At 65.1% G+C, this 15,579-nt stretch carries 22 protein-coding genes and 1 tRNA gene; 15 read left to right on the forward strand and 8 right to left on the reverse strand.

Features of this window, described 5'->3' with window-relative positions; translation table 11 throughout:
• Nucleotides 1–4: 4 nt before the first annotated feature.
• From ACZL02_RS07570 to ACZL02_RS07580, 3 genes are read right to left on the reverse strand one after another with little or no spacing between them, the layout of a single operon-like run.
• Nucleotides 5–505 carry a hypothetical protein gene (locus tag ACZL02_RS07570; RefSeq protein ID WP_472937982.1) on the reverse strand — a complete coding sequence of 167 codons (501 nt, stop codon included), beginning with the start codon at nucleotides 503–505 and terminating at the stop codon, nucleotides 5–7.
• On the reverse strand, nucleotides 502–1,758 hold the full coding sequence (locus ACZL02_RS07575) for a DUF7146 domain-containing protein (protein ID WP_472937983.1): 1,257 nt from the start codon (nucleotides 1,756–1,758) through the stop codon (nucleotides 502–504). The genes ACZL02_RS07570 and ACZL02_RS07575 overlap by 4 nt, the downstream gene beginning before the upstream one ends.
• 21 nt (nucleotides 1,759–1,779) lie before the next feature.
• Complete coding sequence (locus tag ACZL02_RS07580) at nucleotides 1,780–2,217, reverse strand: hypothetical protein (RefSeq protein ID WP_472937984.1); 438 nt, start codon at nucleotides 2,215–2,217, stop codon at nucleotides 1,780–1,782.
• Nucleotides 2,218–2,461: 244 nt separating this feature from the next.
• Between ACZL02_RS07580 and ACZL02_RS07585 the strand changes: the two genes are divergently transcribed.
• The 12 genes from ACZL02_RS07585 to ACZL02_RS07640 all read left to right on the forward strand — a co-directional run bounded on the left by ACZL02_RS07585 (nucleotide 2,462) and on the right by ACZL02_RS07640 (nucleotide 8,343).
• Nucleotides 2,462–2,779 (forward strand): hypothetical protein, encoded by a 318-nt coding sequence (locus ACZL02_RS07585; RefSeq protein WP_472937985.1) that lies wholly within the window; start codon nucleotides 2,462–2,464, stop codon nucleotides 2,777–2,779.
• 2 nt (nucleotides 2,780–2,781) lie between these two features.
• Nucleotides 2,782–3,462 (forward strand): helix-turn-helix domain-containing protein, encoded by a 681-nt coding sequence (locus ACZL02_RS07590; RefSeq protein WP_472937986.1) that lies wholly within the window; start codon nucleotides 2,782–2,784, stop codon nucleotides 3,460–3,462.
• Between the two features lie 325 nt (nucleotides 3,463–3,787).
• Nucleotides 3,788–4,135 carry a hypothetical protein gene (locus ACZL02_RS07595; protein WP_472937987.1) on the forward strand — a complete coding sequence of 116 codons (348 nt, stop codon included), beginning with the start codon at nucleotides 3,788–3,790 and terminating at the stop codon, nucleotides 4,133–4,135.
• Nucleotides 4,136–4,230: 95 nt separating this feature from the next.
• On the forward strand, nucleotides 4,231–4,461 hold the full coding sequence (locus ACZL02_RS07600; RefSeq protein ID WP_472937988.1) for a hypothetical protein: 231 nt from the start codon (nucleotides 4,231–4,233) through the stop codon (nucleotides 4,459–4,461).
• Entirely contained in the window at nucleotides 4,461–4,733 is a 273-nt protein-coding gene (locus ACZL02_RS07605) for a DUF2312 domain-containing protein (RefSeq protein WP_472937989.1), read from the forward strand. Before ACZL02_RS07600 ends, ACZL02_RS07605 begins: the two co-directional genes overlap by 1 nt.
• 11 nt (nucleotides 4,734–4,744) lie before the next feature.
• Entirely contained in the window at nucleotides 4,745–4,990 is a 246-nt protein-coding gene (locus tag ACZL02_RS07610; RefSeq protein ID WP_472937990.1) for a hypothetical protein, read from the forward strand.
• Nucleotides 4,990–6,099 (forward strand): DNA polymerase III subunit beta, encoded by a 1,110-nt coding sequence (dnaN, locus tag ACZL02_RS07615; RefSeq protein ID WP_472937991.1) that lies wholly within the window; start codon nucleotides 4,990–4,992, stop codon nucleotides 6,097–6,099. Before ACZL02_RS07610 ends, dnaN begins: the two co-directional genes overlap by 1 nt.
• Before the next feature lie 4 nt (nucleotides 6,100–6,103).
• Complete coding sequence (locus ACZL02_RS07620) at nucleotides 6,104–6,334, forward strand: hypothetical protein (protein ID WP_472937992.1); 231 nt, start codon at nucleotides 6,104–6,106, stop codon at nucleotides 6,332–6,334.
• Nucleotides 6,335–6,659: 325 nt separating this feature from the next.
• Entirely contained in the window at nucleotides 6,660–6,875 is a 216-nt protein-coding gene (locus ACZL02_RS07625; RefSeq protein WP_472937993.1) for a DUF3310 domain-containing protein, read from the forward strand.
• On the forward strand, nucleotides 6,872–7,057 hold the full coding sequence (locus ACZL02_RS07630) for a glycoside hydrolase family 25 domain-containing protein (protein ID WP_472937994.1): 186 nt from the start codon (nucleotides 6,872–6,874) through the stop codon (nucleotides 7,055–7,057). Before ACZL02_RS07625 ends, ACZL02_RS07630 begins: the two co-directional genes overlap by 4 nt.
• Nucleotides 7,058–7,126: 69 nt before the next feature.
• On the forward strand, nucleotides 7,127–7,306 hold the full coding sequence (locus ACZL02_RS07635) for a hypothetical protein (protein WP_472937995.1): 180 nt from the start codon (nucleotides 7,127–7,129) through the stop codon (nucleotides 7,304–7,306).
• 8 nt (nucleotides 7,307–7,314) lie between these two features.
• A complete protein-coding gene (locus ACZL02_RS07640; protein ID WP_472937996.1) occupies nucleotides 7,315–8,343 on the forward strand; it encodes a tyrosine-type recombinase/integrase in 1,029 nt (342 codons plus the stop codon).
• Between the two features lie 79 nt (nucleotides 8,344–8,422).
• On the opposite strand, the gene ACZL02_RS07645 is transcribed toward ACZL02_RS07640, so the two are convergent.
• A tRNA-Leu gene (locus tag ACZL02_RS07645) sits at nucleotides 8,423–8,506 on the reverse strand.
• A gap of 496 nt (nucleotides 8,507–9,002) precedes the next feature.
• On the opposite strand from ACZL02_RS07645, the gene ACZL02_RS07650 reads away from it, so the two are divergent.
• Both ACZL02_RS07650 and trmFO read left to right on the forward strand, forming a co-directional pair.
• Nucleotides 9,003–9,149: a DUF1127 domain-containing protein gene (locus ACZL02_RS07650; RefSeq protein WP_472931881.1), complete on the forward strand. Its 147-nt coding sequence runs from the start codon at nucleotides 9,003–9,005 to the stop codon at nucleotides 9,147–9,149.
• A 196-nt stretch (nucleotides 9,150–9,345) separates the two neighbouring features.
• Entirely contained in the window at nucleotides 9,346–10,806 is a 1,461-nt protein-coding gene (gene trmFO, locus ACZL02_RS07655) for a methylenetetrahydrofolate--tRNA-(uracil(54)-C(5))-methyltransferase (FADH(2)-oxidizing) TrmFO (protein ID WP_472937997.1), read from the forward strand.
• On the opposite strand, the gene ACZL02_RS07660 is transcribed toward trmFO, so the two are convergent.
• From ACZL02_RS07660 to yajC, 4 genes are all read right to left on the reverse strand, one after another.
• The gene (locus ACZL02_RS07660; protein WP_472937998.1) at nucleotides 10,789–12,582 is read right to left on the reverse strand and encodes a DUF4153 domain-containing protein; all 1,794 of its coding nucleotides are present in this window, start codon (nucleotides 12,580–12,582) and stop codon (nucleotides 10,789–10,791) included. The genes trmFO and ACZL02_RS07660 overlap by 18 nt on opposite strands.
• Before the next feature lie 227 nt (nucleotides 12,583–12,809).
• Nucleotides 12,810–13,661, reverse strand: coding sequence for a phytoene/squalene synthase family protein (locus ACZL02_RS07665; protein ID WP_472937999.1), 852 nt, complete (start codon nucleotides 13,659–13,661; stop codon nucleotides 12,810–12,812).
• A gap of 27 nt (nucleotides 13,662–13,688) precedes the next feature.
• A complete protein-coding gene (locus ACZL02_RS07670; protein ID WP_472938000.1) occupies nucleotides 13,689–14,078 on the reverse strand; it encodes an Mth938-like domain-containing protein in 390 nt (129 codons plus the stop codon).
• Between the two features lie 88 nt (nucleotides 14,079–14,166).
• Nucleotides 14,167–14,514 (reverse strand): preprotein translocase subunit YajC, encoded by a 348-nt coding sequence (gene yajC / locus ACZL02_RS07675; RefSeq protein ID WP_472931876.1) that lies wholly within the window; start codon nucleotides 14,512–14,514, stop codon nucleotides 14,167–14,169.
• A gap of 144 nt (nucleotides 14,515–14,658) precedes the next feature.
• Between yajC and ACZL02_RS07680 the strand changes: the two genes are divergently transcribed.
• A complete protein-coding gene (locus ACZL02_RS07680) occupies nucleotides 14,659–15,531 on the forward strand; it encodes an ATP-binding protein (protein WP_472938001.1) in 873 nt (290 codons plus the stop codon).
• The last annotated feature ends 48 nt before the right edge of the window (nucleotides 15,532–15,579 follow it).

A 15,579-nucleotide genomic window follows, 5' to 3' on the forward strand; every position in this document is an offset into this window, starting at 1 on the left:
GCCTTCACAGCAAGCCTCCCAGATGAACGGCAGGTTTCAAGCGGGCTTGCCTGATGGCGAACGCCTCCCGCGCTCGACGAGCAAGCTCGGCGCGCTTCGCTTTGCGATCCCGCCTCGAAGCACTCAGCCGGAGATCGTCAGGGGTGAGCCGCTTCATGGCGGCGATCTCGGGGTGCCGCGACAGCGCGGCAGCGCGATCCGCAGCATCAAGGGCATCGCCTGACCATGCCGGAGACAGTCCAATGTCCCTGCACCATCGACGATAGCGCGTGGTCGCGTACAAGACCGTCGTATGGTCCCGATCGAAATGGGTCCCAAGCCAATGATAGGAGGCCGGCTTGCCTGCGATCTTGAGGGGGCCGTCTCGCAGCAAGCCGATGGCTATGGCGCGAGCTGCGGAAGCTCGATGAAAGCGATGCGTCGAGAGCACTATTTCCATCGGCACGTTTACGGCTTTAGCGGAGAGCTGTGCGGCCTCGCGAACGACTTTCGGAAGGGCGCTCATTCCGCGGCCTCCCGGCACTGCTCGGCCGCAACGTCTGCCCAGTCCTTGCCGCTCGGGGCCATGAGACCGCGACATAGGCGGCCGTAGCGGGCATGGCGCTCGGCGCCGCGGATCAAGGCGGCGCGCGTCATCACCGGCTCGCTGTCGCCGTCGCCGAGGAGCACAAGCTCCTCAATGCTCTCAGGCACCGGCAGGCAGGTGCTCATCATGTCCGGCTCTTCGCCGGGCACAAAAACCCTATGCTTGCGTCCGCCGCGGTCGACTTTGAAGGTATCTGGCACCAGCACCCGGCATCCTGCCGCTGCCGTGCCGCATAGATTGCCGAGGTCGCCGGCGGCGCAATAAAACGTGTCGTCGCGAAGGCCATCGAAGGCGGCAAAGCCAAGCACCGTCTCGATCCCCTCGCCTGCTACCATGCGGCGCGCGCCGGAAAGGCGACCGATGAGCGGAAGGATGCCGCCCATTTTGGAGCCGCGCATCTTCTTCGTCGGCAGAAGGCTGCCTTTATCGGGGTTGACGATCGACGGCCGGAACTTCGGCGCATTGTCGAGGTCGATCCACGTCCGGTGCAGCCCGATCATCCGGTATTGCGAGATCTCCGGCACGACGAAGCATGCCAGCAGCGCGGCGCCACGGTGCAGGATCTCACGAGCCTTGCCCTTTAGCTTGAAGGCATAGGCGAGGCTGGGATGGCAACGCAGATAGGCGGGGTCGATCGCCGCTGTCGGCAACCCCCTGGCCCGCAGGTAGCGCTCAGCCGGCGACCCGTGAAACGGCAGTCCGGCATCCCAATCGTGCCGGCAACGCCGCAGCTCGTCATCCCGGTACATGTTCTCGTCATGCCGCTGCTTTTCAGCCCGCACCAGCGCCTCGGCGCGCGAAGCCTCGGCACGGATGATTGCCTCGCGCTGCTCTTCGGCGCGCTCTGTCGGCGACAGGTCGCCATAGCCTGGCCGATCACGACCGACGATCAACTCGCAGGCGCCGATGAAGTCGACGCCGGTGATGTGCATCACCATAGTCAGCGCCGATCCCGCGGCGCCACCGCGGCAGATGAACTTTTGTTTTCGGGGGTTGATGGCGAAGCGGTCAGTGCCGCCGCAGATGGGGCATGGCCCATAATGCTCCGCACCCACGCTCGGCCCGCTGCGCTCAAGCTGCGACAGCGAGAAGCCGGCGCGCTCGAAGGCGGCGAGAATATCGACGGCTTTCGCCTCTTCAACAAAGGCGTCCATTTCAGCGGTGCGGTTCATGCGTTTCCGTCCCGTCCGCGCTCAGCGAACCGTTCGCGCCGGCGCTTCGCTCGACGGACTGACCACCGATCGATGCGCAGCATGATGGCTTGCCAGATGCGGCTCGCCGCGGACTTCGTCAGCCGCTTCATAGGCGAGCTCCTCCCTCTGCCGTCGCGACCGCGCGGCAGCGTTTTCGTTGCGTTCGCATTGAGCGTCGTAAGCCAGCTGCAGCGCTCGATAGGCGGCGCCGGAGACGTCCGTCATCGACTGCCAGCGGTTCCAGATCCGCGCGGCGTAGGACCGCTCGATGCCGGCGGCCTTTGCCGCCCTGTCGCGAGCCGCCGTCCATGTGTCGGTCGGGCCGCGATGCTGAGCAATCGTCAGCGCTTCGAGGAACTTCCTGGATTCGATGACCGCACTCATGCTGTCGTCCTCGACACGTTTGTTGTCGCGCGCGACATGTCTCTTGTCGGACATGGAAAGCTCTCCGGTGCCATTGTCAGGGCATCGGAGCGCTGCAGACGAAGGGGTTTGAAATTCTTGGAAATGCCGAGCGTCCCGTGCGGGTGGCCCTCGGAAGTAGTGCGAATACCAGTCGAGCAGCGGCCGTGCGGGGCGCGCCGACAAACTTTAGAAAGACCGGGTGTGCGGCCCGCAGGGATCAGATGGGGAGGCGTGTCGACTAGTCGGCCGACCTCCCCATCCTGCGTTGAAGGATTTGATGAAAACGGAAGCGACATTATGCGACCGCCTCGGCTGGCGGATACATGTCGGGGCGGAGTTGATGGCGAGACACGCCGGAGATCCGCTCGATGTCGATGACGCGCACAGGTGGGCACACCCGCCACTGCCAGACGGCCTGGGGCGAGATGCCGAGTTCGACAGCAACAGCGGTTGGCCCGCCGACCTGCTGGATGGCCGCCTTGAGCGCGGCATTCATGGTGTCTCGATCGCTCATACAGCCGTTCAAGCACAGCTTGAATTTTATTTCAAGCAATACTTCAGTGGACCCGATGCCGATGCGATCTCCACAACATGATTATGGATGGCACGGTCGGATCAGTTCTGAAGCTCGCTCGAAAGAGCCGCGGCATGCGACAGCAGGATGTTGCGAAGGCTGTCGGTGTGAGCGTGCAGGCCGTCAGCCAATGGGAGCGCGGCGACAACGAGATATCGATGGACAACCTCCGCACAGCGGCGGCTTACCTCGGTTTCGATGCAGTTCCAGCCTTCCGTGGCGAACTGCAGCTTATTGAAACGGACGAACCCCCGAACGAAGTGGAAAGGGTTACCGATGTTGGTCGCCCCGATCTTGGCCCGCGGGACGTCCCGCTTTCCGGCGTTAGCCTGGGAGGCGAGGATGCAGATTTCAGCTTCAATGGCGAGATCGTCGACTACGTTCGGCGTCCGCCAGGCATCGCAAATCTGCGCAACGTTTTTGCTCTGCATGTCATCGGCGACAGCATGGTTCCTCGGTTCGAGCCGGCTGATCTAATCTACTGCGGCGGGCGCCTTCCAGTTCCTGGCGACGACGTTGTCATCGAGATGTTCCCATCTGATAGCGCACCCGCTGGGAAGGGTTTCATCAAGCGACTAATAGCAAGGTCCCCAAGCGTCGTGACCGTCCGCCAGTTCAACCCGCCGCGCGAGATCCAGTTTGACGCATACGAGCTGAAAGCCGTGCATCGCGTGATACCTTGGAAAGAGCTTCTTGGGTTCTGAGGTAGTGGGCTTCCGCCCTTCTGGCGACAGCTTGATCTAGGAACTGCGGCTGAACAGAAATGTTCTTGCCCCGCCTTCCATCCTCTTTGCACGAAGTGCAGACGAGCGCTGACGCGAACTTGTCAAAGGAGGCGTCGGGCTTGATGCCCATGCCGAGCAACTGATCGACCCGGCGCCAGCGCTCTCGTCCACAGTCGCCGCACTCGATACAAACTGACCGCAAATCGCCGATCAAAACCTGTCCCGCCATAACTCAACACCGCGTTTGTTCTTCATCCGTTCTCATAATTGATTCGATTAACGCGAGAGTCCATCCGACTGCTGAATGATATTTTTTCAAGCTTCACTTGATTTCCAAATCAAGCAGTGCTTTATTCCCTCCATCGAACTCGGCCGCACCCGATGGAGAACCCCGATGCAGCTTCCTGCTACCCTCCCCCCTTTCCGTCTGCCTTTTGAGAAGATCGCGCTGATCAAGACGTTCCGCGTCTGGCACCGCCTCGGTCGCGAGGCCGCAGCCTTTGGCTGCGAATTCCGTGAAGCAAGCAGGATCGCCGTCTGGCTTTCTCGCGAAATCCTCCGCGCCGCCGGCAAGGATGTCGCCACTCTCGCTGCGCTCAGCCTCTTCATTTCGGGCTTCATCGTCGGCCTCTGCGCCCTCGCCGGCGTCTGACGCCCGGCGGCCAGCTGCGCTTTGACGGTCGCCGCGAGTGCCCGTCATCGAGCCGCTGGGGCTTGAAGGACTTTGAGATGATCCAGACACGCCAAATGACCCCGACAGAGATCGCCGTGCGCGACCGCCGCCCCGCAATCTTCAAAGTGCCGCCGAGCATCGCCAAGCACATGGCCGCCCACATGCGCGATATCGCGGCGGTGAACGACGGTGCCTGCCTCGATCGCGACCTGCTGCTGCGCGGCTTCACCCTCGGCGAGCTGCGTCACCACGGCGCCGAGGCCAACCGCCTCGCCATCCTCGCCGACGTCGGTGGGAGGGCCTGATGGATACAGATGAACCAATTATCGACACGCCCGCGGACAGCACCGTCGCCGCCGACGAGCTGCGCGCCTTCATTGTGCGCATCGAGCGCCTGGAGGAGCAGAAGAAGACGATCTCCGACGACATCAAGGAAGTCTACGGCGAGGCCAAGGGCCGCGGCTACGACACCAAGGTCATCCGGCACATTGTCGCCATCCGCAAGCAGGATGCCGACGAGCGGGCCGAGATGGATGCCATACTGGAGCTCTACCTCCGGTCCCTCGGCATGCTCTGAGGGAGGTGGCGATGTTCTTTGAGATCGACGAACGCGAAATGGAGCAGATCGCAGAGTGCGTCGCCGCCGGTAAAGCCGACGAAGCGCTGACGCGGCTCTGTGACCTCTGGCCGAGCCTCGGCCTGCCCGGGCAGATCAAGCGCCGCGTCGCCATGCGCGCCGCCGAGCCCGCCTCCCGCCTGAACGATCTACCCCGTCCGGCTCCGGCCGTGGCGGGATCGATCCCGTCTTGGCCGCACATTCGAGGATCGCACTGATGGCCGTTGAGTTCATCATCCACCGCAGCATTCTCCAGACAATGTTGGAGCGGGTCGCGCGCGTCGTCGAGAAGCGCAACACCGTGCCGATCCTCAACAACGTGTTGATCTCAGCCGAAGGCGATGGGCGCGTCACCGTCAGCGGCACCGACATGCAGATCCTCGCCACCGTTACGGCCGAGGGCGCCAAGGTAGGCACGGCGGGCACGACATGCGTTGAGGCCGACCTGCTGTTGCAGGCGCTCAAGCGCAGCGTCGATGGCGCCGTGACCTTCGAGGCCAGCGACACGGAACTGATCCTGAAGGCGGGCCGCAATCGTAGCCGCATTCCTCTGCAGGCTGTTGAGGACTACCCGATTATTCCTATCCGCGAGGCATCGCACCGGTTCACCCTTTACGCCGCCGAGATCACGCAGATCATCGAGAAATGCGTCGTCGCCATCACGGCGGAAGAGAACCGGCACTACCTCGACGGCATCTATCTGCATGCTACGGACGAGCATCTGATCGCCGTCGCGACCGACGGCAAGAAGTTCGCCAAGATCGAGCTGGAGCGCCCAGACGGCGCCGAGGGCATGCCGGGTATCATCATCCCGACGAAGATGGTTCGGCACTTGCCGCCGCTCGTCGGCAGCACTGAAGGCCCGATTACCGTCGCCCTGTCCGAGGATTACATCCGGTTCGAGGTGCCCGACTTCGTGGTCCAGTCTCGCTTGGTTGAGGGGTCGTACCCCGACTACCCCCGGTTCCTGCCGCCCCACTCCGGCAAGTTCGCCACCGTGTCGGTCGCCGCCTTCAAGGCCGCCGCCGATCGCATGCTGCTTTTCGCGCCGGATAAGTACCGCGACATCCGCTGCGACTTTAGTGCCGGCAAGATCGAGATGCACACACATTCTGACCGCGGCGACAGCGCCGACGAGATCGAGGCCGACTGTGACTTCGACATGACCATTGGCTTCAATGGCAAGATTCTCGCGGAAATCCTCGGCACGTTCGACGGCGAGACCACGGCGATGGAGCTGACGGATCAGTCGTCCGGCGTCCTCTTCACCGATCCGGCCAACGACCGACACCTCTGCCTGGTGATGCCGGTCGCGGTGAAGGGGTAGCGCGATGGACGATCTCGGAGATCGCGAGCTGCAGGAGAAGATCGCCGACCGCGTCATGTTGATGCTTAGTCAGGCGCGTCCGATCGATGCCTTCGCCGTACTGGATAGCTGCGTCGTGGACACGATCGCGCGTGTGGCCGCTGACGAGGCTGGCGGGATTGCTACGCTATCGGCGATCAATGGCGACATCACCGAAGGCATCCGCCTCGCCTTTGCAGGAGGGCCGCGCCAGTGAGCGACACTAGAGTCGAGAATGGCGGCGATCTAGCCCGCAGCAGGCCTGAGCTAACATCCCGAATGCGCGCGGACCTCCGGCTTTTAGAAGCAGCGCGGACCAATAACGGCATGGTCCGCGTGCGAAATGGATGGGTTGGGCTGGGGAAAAGCATCGCCAAGGGTCGGGAGGCTCAGCTCACCGTCCATGGGCTCGCGCGCGTGGAATACGAAGGCCATCGATACCCGCGCCTGAAAATCACGCGGGCCGGCAGAGCCGCTATTGGCTTCCCGAAATACGAAGATGTTCCGATCGACACAGACCCCGACGACAACGAGAGCCCCTCATGACCGATGTCGTCAATCACCCGCCGCATTACACCGCTCACCCGTCGGGCGTGGAGTGCATTCAGATCGTCGAGCACATGCCGTTTAACCTTGGCAACGCCACGAAATACATCTGGCGCGCAGGCCTCAAGAGCGACAACGCCGTCGAGGATCTCGAAAAGGCCGCTTGGTACATCCGCCGCGAGATCGCGCGCCTTCAGGGAGAACGTCCTTGAACCGCAAAACTCTGGCCGCCGCCATTGCTGAAGCAGAGCGCTTCCTCGATCGCGCTAAGGCCATGCCGAACGACCGCACCGGCACCGACTACTTCTACAACCACCCCCTTGAGCAGGGCGCCATCAAGCGGGCCTCGATGGACCTAACTCGCGCGCTCGCCGATCTCCGGAGGCCAACATGAGCGCAACAATCGAGAAACTGGTGGAAGAAACGGGCAGCGCCTCTGTTGATGCGAAGAGCACGCCAGAACATGGGTAAGCGCCTCGCGATCATCACCCAAGCCGACGTCGCCCGCACCTTGCGCGCGGCAAAGCAAGCTGGCGCCGACAACGTCGAGGTTCGGCCAGATGGCACCATCATCGTGCACCTGCTCGCCGACCCGAGCCGCCGGCCTGCGCCAATTGAGCAGCACCGGGAGATCGTGCTTTAGTGCCGGACATGCCTCGACCGAGACCGCCCTATCTGCTGCGCGAACAGACCCGACACGGAACGGTGTGCTGGTACGTCCGCAAGGGCGACGGTCCGCGCATTCGCATCCGTGGCGAATACCTCTCGGCCGAGTTCATGGCGGCCTATCAGGCGGCCGTGTCCGGCGAGGCGACGCCGGTGGCCGGCAAGGCGAAGACTGGCTCACTCGAATGGCTTGTCGCCCGCTACCGCGAGACCGGCGCCTGGCAGTCCCTTTCGGCTGCGACTAGGCGCCAGCGGGAAAACATCTTCAAGCACGTCATAGCTGGCGCCGGCGCCGAGCCGTTCGCCGCCATCACCCGAACGACGATGATCAAGGGCCGCGAGCGCCGCTCGGCGACACCCGCCCAGGCTCGCAACTTCCTCGACGCCATGCGCGGCCTGTTCCGCTGGGCGCTCGACGCCGGCATGGTGGAGGCCGACCCGACCGTCGGCGTGAAGAACCCGGCGAGGATCAAGGGCGAAGGCTTCCCTGCTTGGACTGAGGTCGACGTCGAGCGCTACGAGGCGACTTGGCCAATCGGCACGCGTCAGCGTGTTTGGCTCGACGTGCTGATCTACACAGGTCTTCGCCGCGGCGATGCGGTGCGCATCGGCAGGCAGCACGTCAGTGATGGCGTGGCCGTTTTAAAGACCGAGAAGAGCCGCTTCACCACCGAAGTGACGATCCCGATCCTACCCGTGCTCGCGGCCACTTTGAAGGCTGGCCCATGCGGCGACCTCGCATTCATCTGCGGAGAGAAGCGGCAGCCGTTGACGAAGGAGTCGTTCGGCAACGTCTTCCGAGAGGCGCGCACGAAGGCGGGCGTCGAGAAATCCGCTCACGGCGTCCGCAAGATCGGCGCCACGCGGGCCGCAAACGCCGGCGCTACCGTTGCCGAACTGGAGGCGATCTTCGGCTGGCACGGCGGCGGCATGGCCTCGCTTTACACCCGAACCGCCGATCGCCGCCGGTTGTCCAAGGGCGCTATTTCCAAGCTCGCCAAGAACACAGCCTGAACGCTTTATCCCCGCACCTCTTAAAAAGTGCGGGGCTTAACGCGATTTATGTAATGAATACAATACTCTAGAAAGGAAGTGGTGCGGGTGGAGGGACTCGAACCCCCACGCTTTTGGCGCTAGAACCTAAATCTAGTGCGTCTACCAATTCCGCCACACCCGCACGGTGCGCCGCGGCCGATTGCTCGGCAGGCACGGCTGCATAACACCAGTCCGGCAGGCGTCAAAGCGCAAATGCGCGGCGGTCCTCGTCAACGGTCTCAGCCGACGGGCGATCTCTCTGCATCAGGCGCCCGCGGTTGACCGGCGAGCGTCTTGACAGCCTTCCGTCCCCTCGCCAGCCGTGCCTCGGCCCGCGCGACCCGGTGCCCTCCTTGGGCCGACCAATCCTTCCAGGCCATACAGAATCCCGCTCACGCGGAGCACACGTTGAGATTGCGTTAACGCAGCGCGATCTTCTTCGGAATGACAAACCGAAGCCAACGATCGAAAGCCCGCTTTTCCAGGCATTCCGCCGACTTTGTTGCGCTGCACCATCCGCAGATCAGCTATGCAAACGGCGGTCTGGTGCCGGTCCAGCCATGCAGCTACATATAGCCCATCGAAACGGGCAGGCAGCAAGCCACCGTTTCAATCGATTAGAACCCGAAGTGAGAGCCATGAACAACATCGTCCGCAGCTACAACAACTGGCGCCGTTACCGCGAGACCTGCGGTGAGCTGAACCGCCTGTCGCAGCGCGAGCTTTCCGACCTCGGCATCTCCCGCGCCGACATTCCTTCGATCGCCCGCCAGGCGGTCCGCTAAACCCAGAGTTTCGCGAGGGCGCACTCCTCCTCCCAGCGCCCGAGCGGATTGAAGCCTGCGAATCCTCCTCCCATCGCAGGTTTGAAAACGACACCCACCGGTTCCTCCCCCGGTGGGTGTTGTCGTTTGAGGGGTCCGCTTTCCCCGCCGCTGCCCGCCGCTTTCCCCGCCGCCGGCCCGGTGCTAAAGTCCCCCTATGCAAAACAAACCTCTCCATGTCGTCGGCGGCGGGCTCGCCGGCTCGGAAGCCGCGTGGCAGATCGCCGAAAGCGGTGTTCCCGTCATCCTGCACGAGATGCGGCCGGTGCGCGGCACCGAGGCGCACAAGACGGAGCATCTGGCCGAACTCGTCTGCTCCAATTCCTTCCGGTCGGATGACGCCGAGACCAATGCCGTCGGCATCCTGCATGCCGAGATGCGGCTGGCGGGCTCGCTGATCATGCGCTGCGCCGATGCCAACCAGGTCCCCGCCGGCGGCGCGCTGGCGGTCGACCGCGACGGTTTTGCCGAGGCGGTGTCGGCGGCGATCGCCGAGCATCCGCTGATCACGCTCGCGCGCGAAGAGGTCATTGGCTTGCCGCCCGCCGAATGGGGCTCGACGATCATCGCCACCGGGCCGCTGACCGCGCCGGAGCTTGCCGAGGCGATCCGCGCCGAGACGGGCGAAGACGCCCTCGCCTTCTTCGATGCCATCGCGCCGATCGTGCATTTCGAGTCCATCGACATGGACAAGGCCTGGTTCCAGTCGCGCTACGACAAGGTCGGGCCGGGCGGCAACGGCAAGGACTACATCAACTGCCCGCTGGACAAGGAGCAGTACCTCGCCTTCATCGACGCTCTGTGTGCGGCCGACAAGACGCTGTTCAAGGACTGGGAAGGCACGCCCTATTTCGATGGCTGCCTGCCGATCGAGGTGATGGCCGAGCGCGGCGCGGAGACGCTGCGGCACGGGCCGATGAAGCCGATGGGCCTCACCAACGCGCACCAGCCCGACATCAAGGCCTATGCCGTGGTCCAGCTCCGGCAGGACAATGCGCTGGGCACGCTCTACAATATGGTCGGTTTCCAGACCAAGCTTCGCTACGGCGACCAGGCCGGTCTCTTCCGTGGCATTCCCGGCCTCGAGAACGCCGAGTTCGCGCGGCTTGGCGGGCTCCACCGCAACACCTATCTCGATTCGCCTCGCTTGCTCGACACCGCCCTGCGGCTGAAGTCGCGGCCGGACCTGCGGTTTGCCGGCCAGATCACCGGCTGCGAGGGCTATGTGGAATCGGCCTCCATCGGCCTGCTCGCGGGTCGCTTCGCGGCGGCGGAGGCGCTCGGACGAGATCCTGCGCCACCACCGGCGACCACGGCGATGGGCGCGATCCTGTCGCACATCACCGGCGGGCATCTCTCGACGGTCGAGGAAGGAGGCAAACGCTCCTTCCAGCCGATGAACGTGAATTTCGGCCTGTTCCCACCGGTGGAAGTCTCGAGACTGCCACGCGTCGACGGCAAACGCGTTCGCGGCAAGGAGAAGACCAACCACCGCCGCCGGGCGATGTCCGCCCGCGCGCTGGCCGACTGCCGCGCCTGGCTCGGCCTGCCAGCCCTGGCGCCCGCTTCGCCAGCGGTAGAAATGGCCCCGGACGCGGCCTCAATCGCTGCGGAGTGAGGGCCAGTCGGCACGGCGCAGGAGAAGCGTCAGCGTCATCTGCGTCGGCAAGCCCGTGCTTGCGTCGAGCGTCGCATAGCTGATCCGGGCACGGATCTTCCGGCCGGTCTCCGAGGTCAGGTCGGCGATGACCGGGGCAAGCTCTGCCGCGGGCGACGGAGAGCGGTCAACATCCATCGCCACCAGCGCCGGTGCGAGGGAGAACCTGTCGTTTTCGCGCGGCGTGCTGAGCACCAGGTTGCCGCCATCCAGCGTCGCGAGCAGCGGATCGGGCGTCAGGCCCGGTGCCTGTCCAACGACCGGATAGACGGTCTGCTCGGGGAGCGCCGTGTCGAAACCGTCCAACGCGAATGCGGCGGGACGAATGGCAGAGAAGTTCCTCTGCACCGGTTCGTCGGTCGATCCAGCTGTCACCTGCCCGTAGCCGATGCCAAGCCGGGTCATCAACACCTGCTGCAGCGTATCCGGTGCTTCGCTTTCCACGGCAGCCATTTCCGTGCGCAAGGGTTCGGGCAGCAGCGGCAAGATCCGCGGGATCTCTCCGACTTCGCCGAGCGCATAGAGCCGTGTGCGCAGCGCCTCCGACTGGGTTGGGCCGAGCGCCTCTGTGGCGCCTGGCCCGAGCAGCGAGGCGGCGATGAGCCCGGCCTGGCTCCGCCCGACCGTCGCGCCGGCGCCCCACGGGCCCGCAGCCGACAGCGCCAGCAGAAGCAGCGGCAGGCCGCACATCAGCCGGATGTCGCCCCGCAATCGCGGCACCGCCTGCAAGGCGACGATTAGCACCGCCGCAAGGGTCGCGAGGCTGAGATAGTAGCGTTCGAGCGTGATGCCCTCGGCTGCGATGCGCACGCCGGCGGCGTAGGTGAGAAGACCCAGCGGCACCACGAGCATCAGCGCCCAGACCCGGCCGAACAGCCGGGTGCTGGGCCCGCCGGTCTCGGCGAAAGGATCCACCATCACCCGGATCGACAGCACCAGCAGCGCATAGAAGCTGACGATCCAGCCGATCTCGTTCTTCGGCACGGCGCCGAGGAGAATCTTGGCGGCATAGAGGTGCAGCACGACAGCCGTCACGAGAGCCAGAGGCGTCGCCACCCAGTCGAACAGGAAGCGCACGCCTTGCGCCAGACGGTCGTCGGTCGCCGAGGTCGTCTCCTCGAAGTCGGTCGGGATGCGGCCCAACGCGAAGAGGGGGCCGACCAGCGTCAGCGCAGTCGCGTAGATATGGCCGTAAGCGTCACTGCTGAGGCCGATCTCGAAGAGATAGCGGACCATTTCGAGAATGGCGGAGACGCCGAGCACGAAGAGCAGCACCGACAGGAAGGCGAGCGTCACGCCGACGACGGTCCACAGCGTAAAAGTCCAGAATTTCGCATCGTCGGGCCGACCGATATAGGGCGCCAGCGGGATGCCAAGCGTCAGGGCGGTCAGCACCGGCGGTGCGAGCAGCCAGAGCTCACCCGCCGCGGTGATGACGAGGCCCGCTGCGGCTGCGGCTGCCAGTGGCAGGAGCATTTGAACGCCCCGGCGCATCGCCCGCGCCTCGGCGAACAGGCGGGTGCCGACGGCGATCGCCGCCGCCGCATGCAGCGCCAGCAGCAGCCGGATCATCTGCTCCTCGGGGAGAAGGTTGATCCCGGCCAGCGACACGTTTGCCAGCACCGACACCGTGAGAATCGCCAATGCGGCAACCGGAAACCGTCCGGTCGCCAGCCCCGCGCCCCGCGCCAGTTGGCGCGCAAACCGCGTGATGCCGCTCATGCGTGTCGGGGCCATCGCTCTCTCCATGGTCGGCGGACGACAGGCCGGGCTGCCGCGGATTGTCGGCGATTGCGGAACGGCCGGGGACCTGGCGTCCGATCGGCATACAACGGACGCTCTGCCACCGGGAGTCCAGAGGATCACGCCATCGCCGGGCGGTCCGGCTGCAAAAAGATGACGCCGTCCCTAGACGCGAACGAAGCGTACTCACAGCGTCAGTTGGCAGCGTCAGGCGGCCCTCGTTAGCGCCGCATCGCCCGCCAGTAGAGGAAGGACCGGCGGAAGGGACCGATACGGGACGGCGTCTCGATTTCCACGGAGCCGCGGGCGGCAATGCGGTCGAGATAGACAGCGGTCATCTCGGCCGGCAGGAACGCCGCGCGCACGCTGGCCGGAAGCCGGTCGCGTTGCCGGCGATAGCGGCTGAAATGATCGCGGCCGAGCGCCAGCATGGCCGAGACCGCCCGTAGCGTCGGTTCGGATGCCCCGGAAAGCAGGTCATCCGCCGAGGTACCGGCGGCGGAAAGAAGGTCGGCGGGGAGGAACACCTGGCGGCGGGCGCGGTGGATCGGCAGCAGGCGCACGGCGCCGACGGCTGCCTGCGCGACGCCGGCATGGCCAGCCGCATCAGTGACTTCGGCGGCATCCCTGCCACCGAGAATCATCGCGGCGAGCACGATGATGGCCGAGGCGGTTTCCCCGGCATAGCCCTCGAAGGCCTGCCGGTCCGGCATCGGGTCATCGTAGAGGTCGAAGATGCGGGCCTCGAGATAGCGCCCGAGAGCATCGATCGGCAGCTCGAACCGCTTGATGGTATCGAGCAGCGCCTCCGCCACCGGATTGCCTTGCCCGCCCTCGCCGTCCGGCCCCGCCTCGATCCGGTCGCGCCACCATTGCAGCCGGATTTCGCCGGGCAGCGGCTGGCTGATCTGCTCGCGCACCCGCGCTGTCTCGATGTTGAAGGCATAGAGGGCGAGAAGATGCGGGCGTTTGTCGAGCGGCGCGAAAAGGACCGAGACCGCGCGGTCGGGATCCTGCGTCTCCACCAGCCGCGCGCACTCAGCATAGGCTTCGGCAAGCGCTGCCGGCGTCATCGGCGTGCGTCCGGACGACCCGCCACGTCAGTCCACCGCCACGAGGGCAGCAGCGACTGGGCGGCCTTCGGCCAGCATGACGTTGAAGGTGCGAACGGCCGCGCCCGTCGACATCGGGTCGCAGGAGATGCCGGCCTTGCGGAAGCGCTCGGCAAGCGCCGGCGGCAGGCGCCGGATGTCCGACCCGGTGCCGAACAGCACGAAACGGATCTCGTCGGACTCTTCGAACACCTTCAGGAGGCGCTCGCCGGTGAACGGCTGCTCGATCGTCGCTTCCCAGCCGTAGATGCCGGAGGGCAAGCAGAGAATCGAGCCGCGGTGGGACATGGCGGCGAAGCGGAAGCCGCCATTGCCATAGGCTTCGATCGGCGCCCTACCGGGAAAGTGCGCCTTGCGAAACTCGATGCCCTCAGCCATTCGCCTGTCCCTTGGCGCCGCCCGCAGGCCGCGCGTGCCGACCGGATCTGTCCGGCCGGCGATGGTTTTGCTCCCGCGGGAGGCTGCCTTACTTCGCGTTGGCGGCCGTCGGCTCGCCCTTGACGCGCACTTCGGTGACCGTGCCCTGCAGGACGCGGATCTTCACCTGCTCGGCGATCTGAACTTCCAGCTCGCCGTTGTCGAGCACCTTGATGACCTTGCCGATGATGCCGCCACCGGTGACGATGGTGTCGCCGCGGCGGATGTTCTTCAGCATTTCCTCGCGACGCTTCAGCTGCGTGCGCTGCGGCCGGATGATCAGGAAGTACATGATCGCGAAGACCGCGACGAAGGGCAGGATGCTGATCAGCAGTTCGCTGGTGCCTCCGCCAGTGGAAGGAACTACGCCCTGGGCGAAGGCTTCGGTCACGAACATCGACTACTCCTGGAGATACATGGCGAGGAAAACGACCGCGTCATCCTTTACGTCCCGCGCGGAATATACGATCGGTCCCCCCGAATGCAACCGCTGCCGGCCCGCAAGGCGCGGCCGCACACCGGTTTGATGAGGGAACGACGCATGGACATGAACCCGGACGATCTGATGTCTGTGCTGAAGCGGATCGCGGCGAGCCTCGAGCGGCTGGCCCCGATGAAACCCGAAGCGCCCGATTTCACCCTTGGCGACTGCTTCGTCTACGAACCGCCGGCAGCGCTGCTGCCCGTGGCGCGGGTCAACCGCGTCGCCATCGACCTCCTGCGCGGCATCGACCGCTCGAAGGATATCCTCACCGAGAACACGCTGCGCTTCGCCAAGGGCCTGCCGGCCAACAACGCCCTCCTCTGGGGCGCGCGCGGCATGGGCAAATCTTCGCTCGTCAAGGCGGCGCACGCTGCCGTCAACGCCGAGATCGGCGGTACTCGGCCGCCGCTTAAGCTGATCGAGATCCACCGCGAGGACATCGAGCACTTGCCGCATCTGATGGGCTTCCTGCGCGCCGCGCCGTTCTCCTTCCTGCTGTTTTGCGACGACCTCTCGTTCGACCAGGGCGACGCTTCCTACAAGTCGCTGAAAGCCGCGCTCGACGGCGGCGTCGAGGGGCGACCGGACAACGTGTTGTTCTATGCGACGTCGAACCGCCGGCACCTGCTGCCGCGCGACATGATCGAGAACGAGAGCGCGACGGCGATCAACCCCGGCGAGGCGGTGGAGGAGAAGGTCTCCCTCTCCGACCGTTTCGGGCTGTGGCTTGGCTTCCACAAATGCAGCCAGGACGACTATCTCGCGATGGTCGACGGCTATGTCGACGCCTACGGCATCATCGCCGATCCCGCCGAGACCCGGCATGCCGCGCTCGAATGGGCGACGACCCGCGGCGCCCGCTCGGGGCGCGTCGCCTTCCAGTTCATCCAGGACCTCGCCGGACGCCTCGGCCAGCCGCTCTCGTCCTAGAGCCGTCTCCAGAGTCTCCTCCGAGCGGCGATACGACTGCCCCCGGCC

This window comes from Mesocryomonas fontinalis (assembly GCF_055730125.2).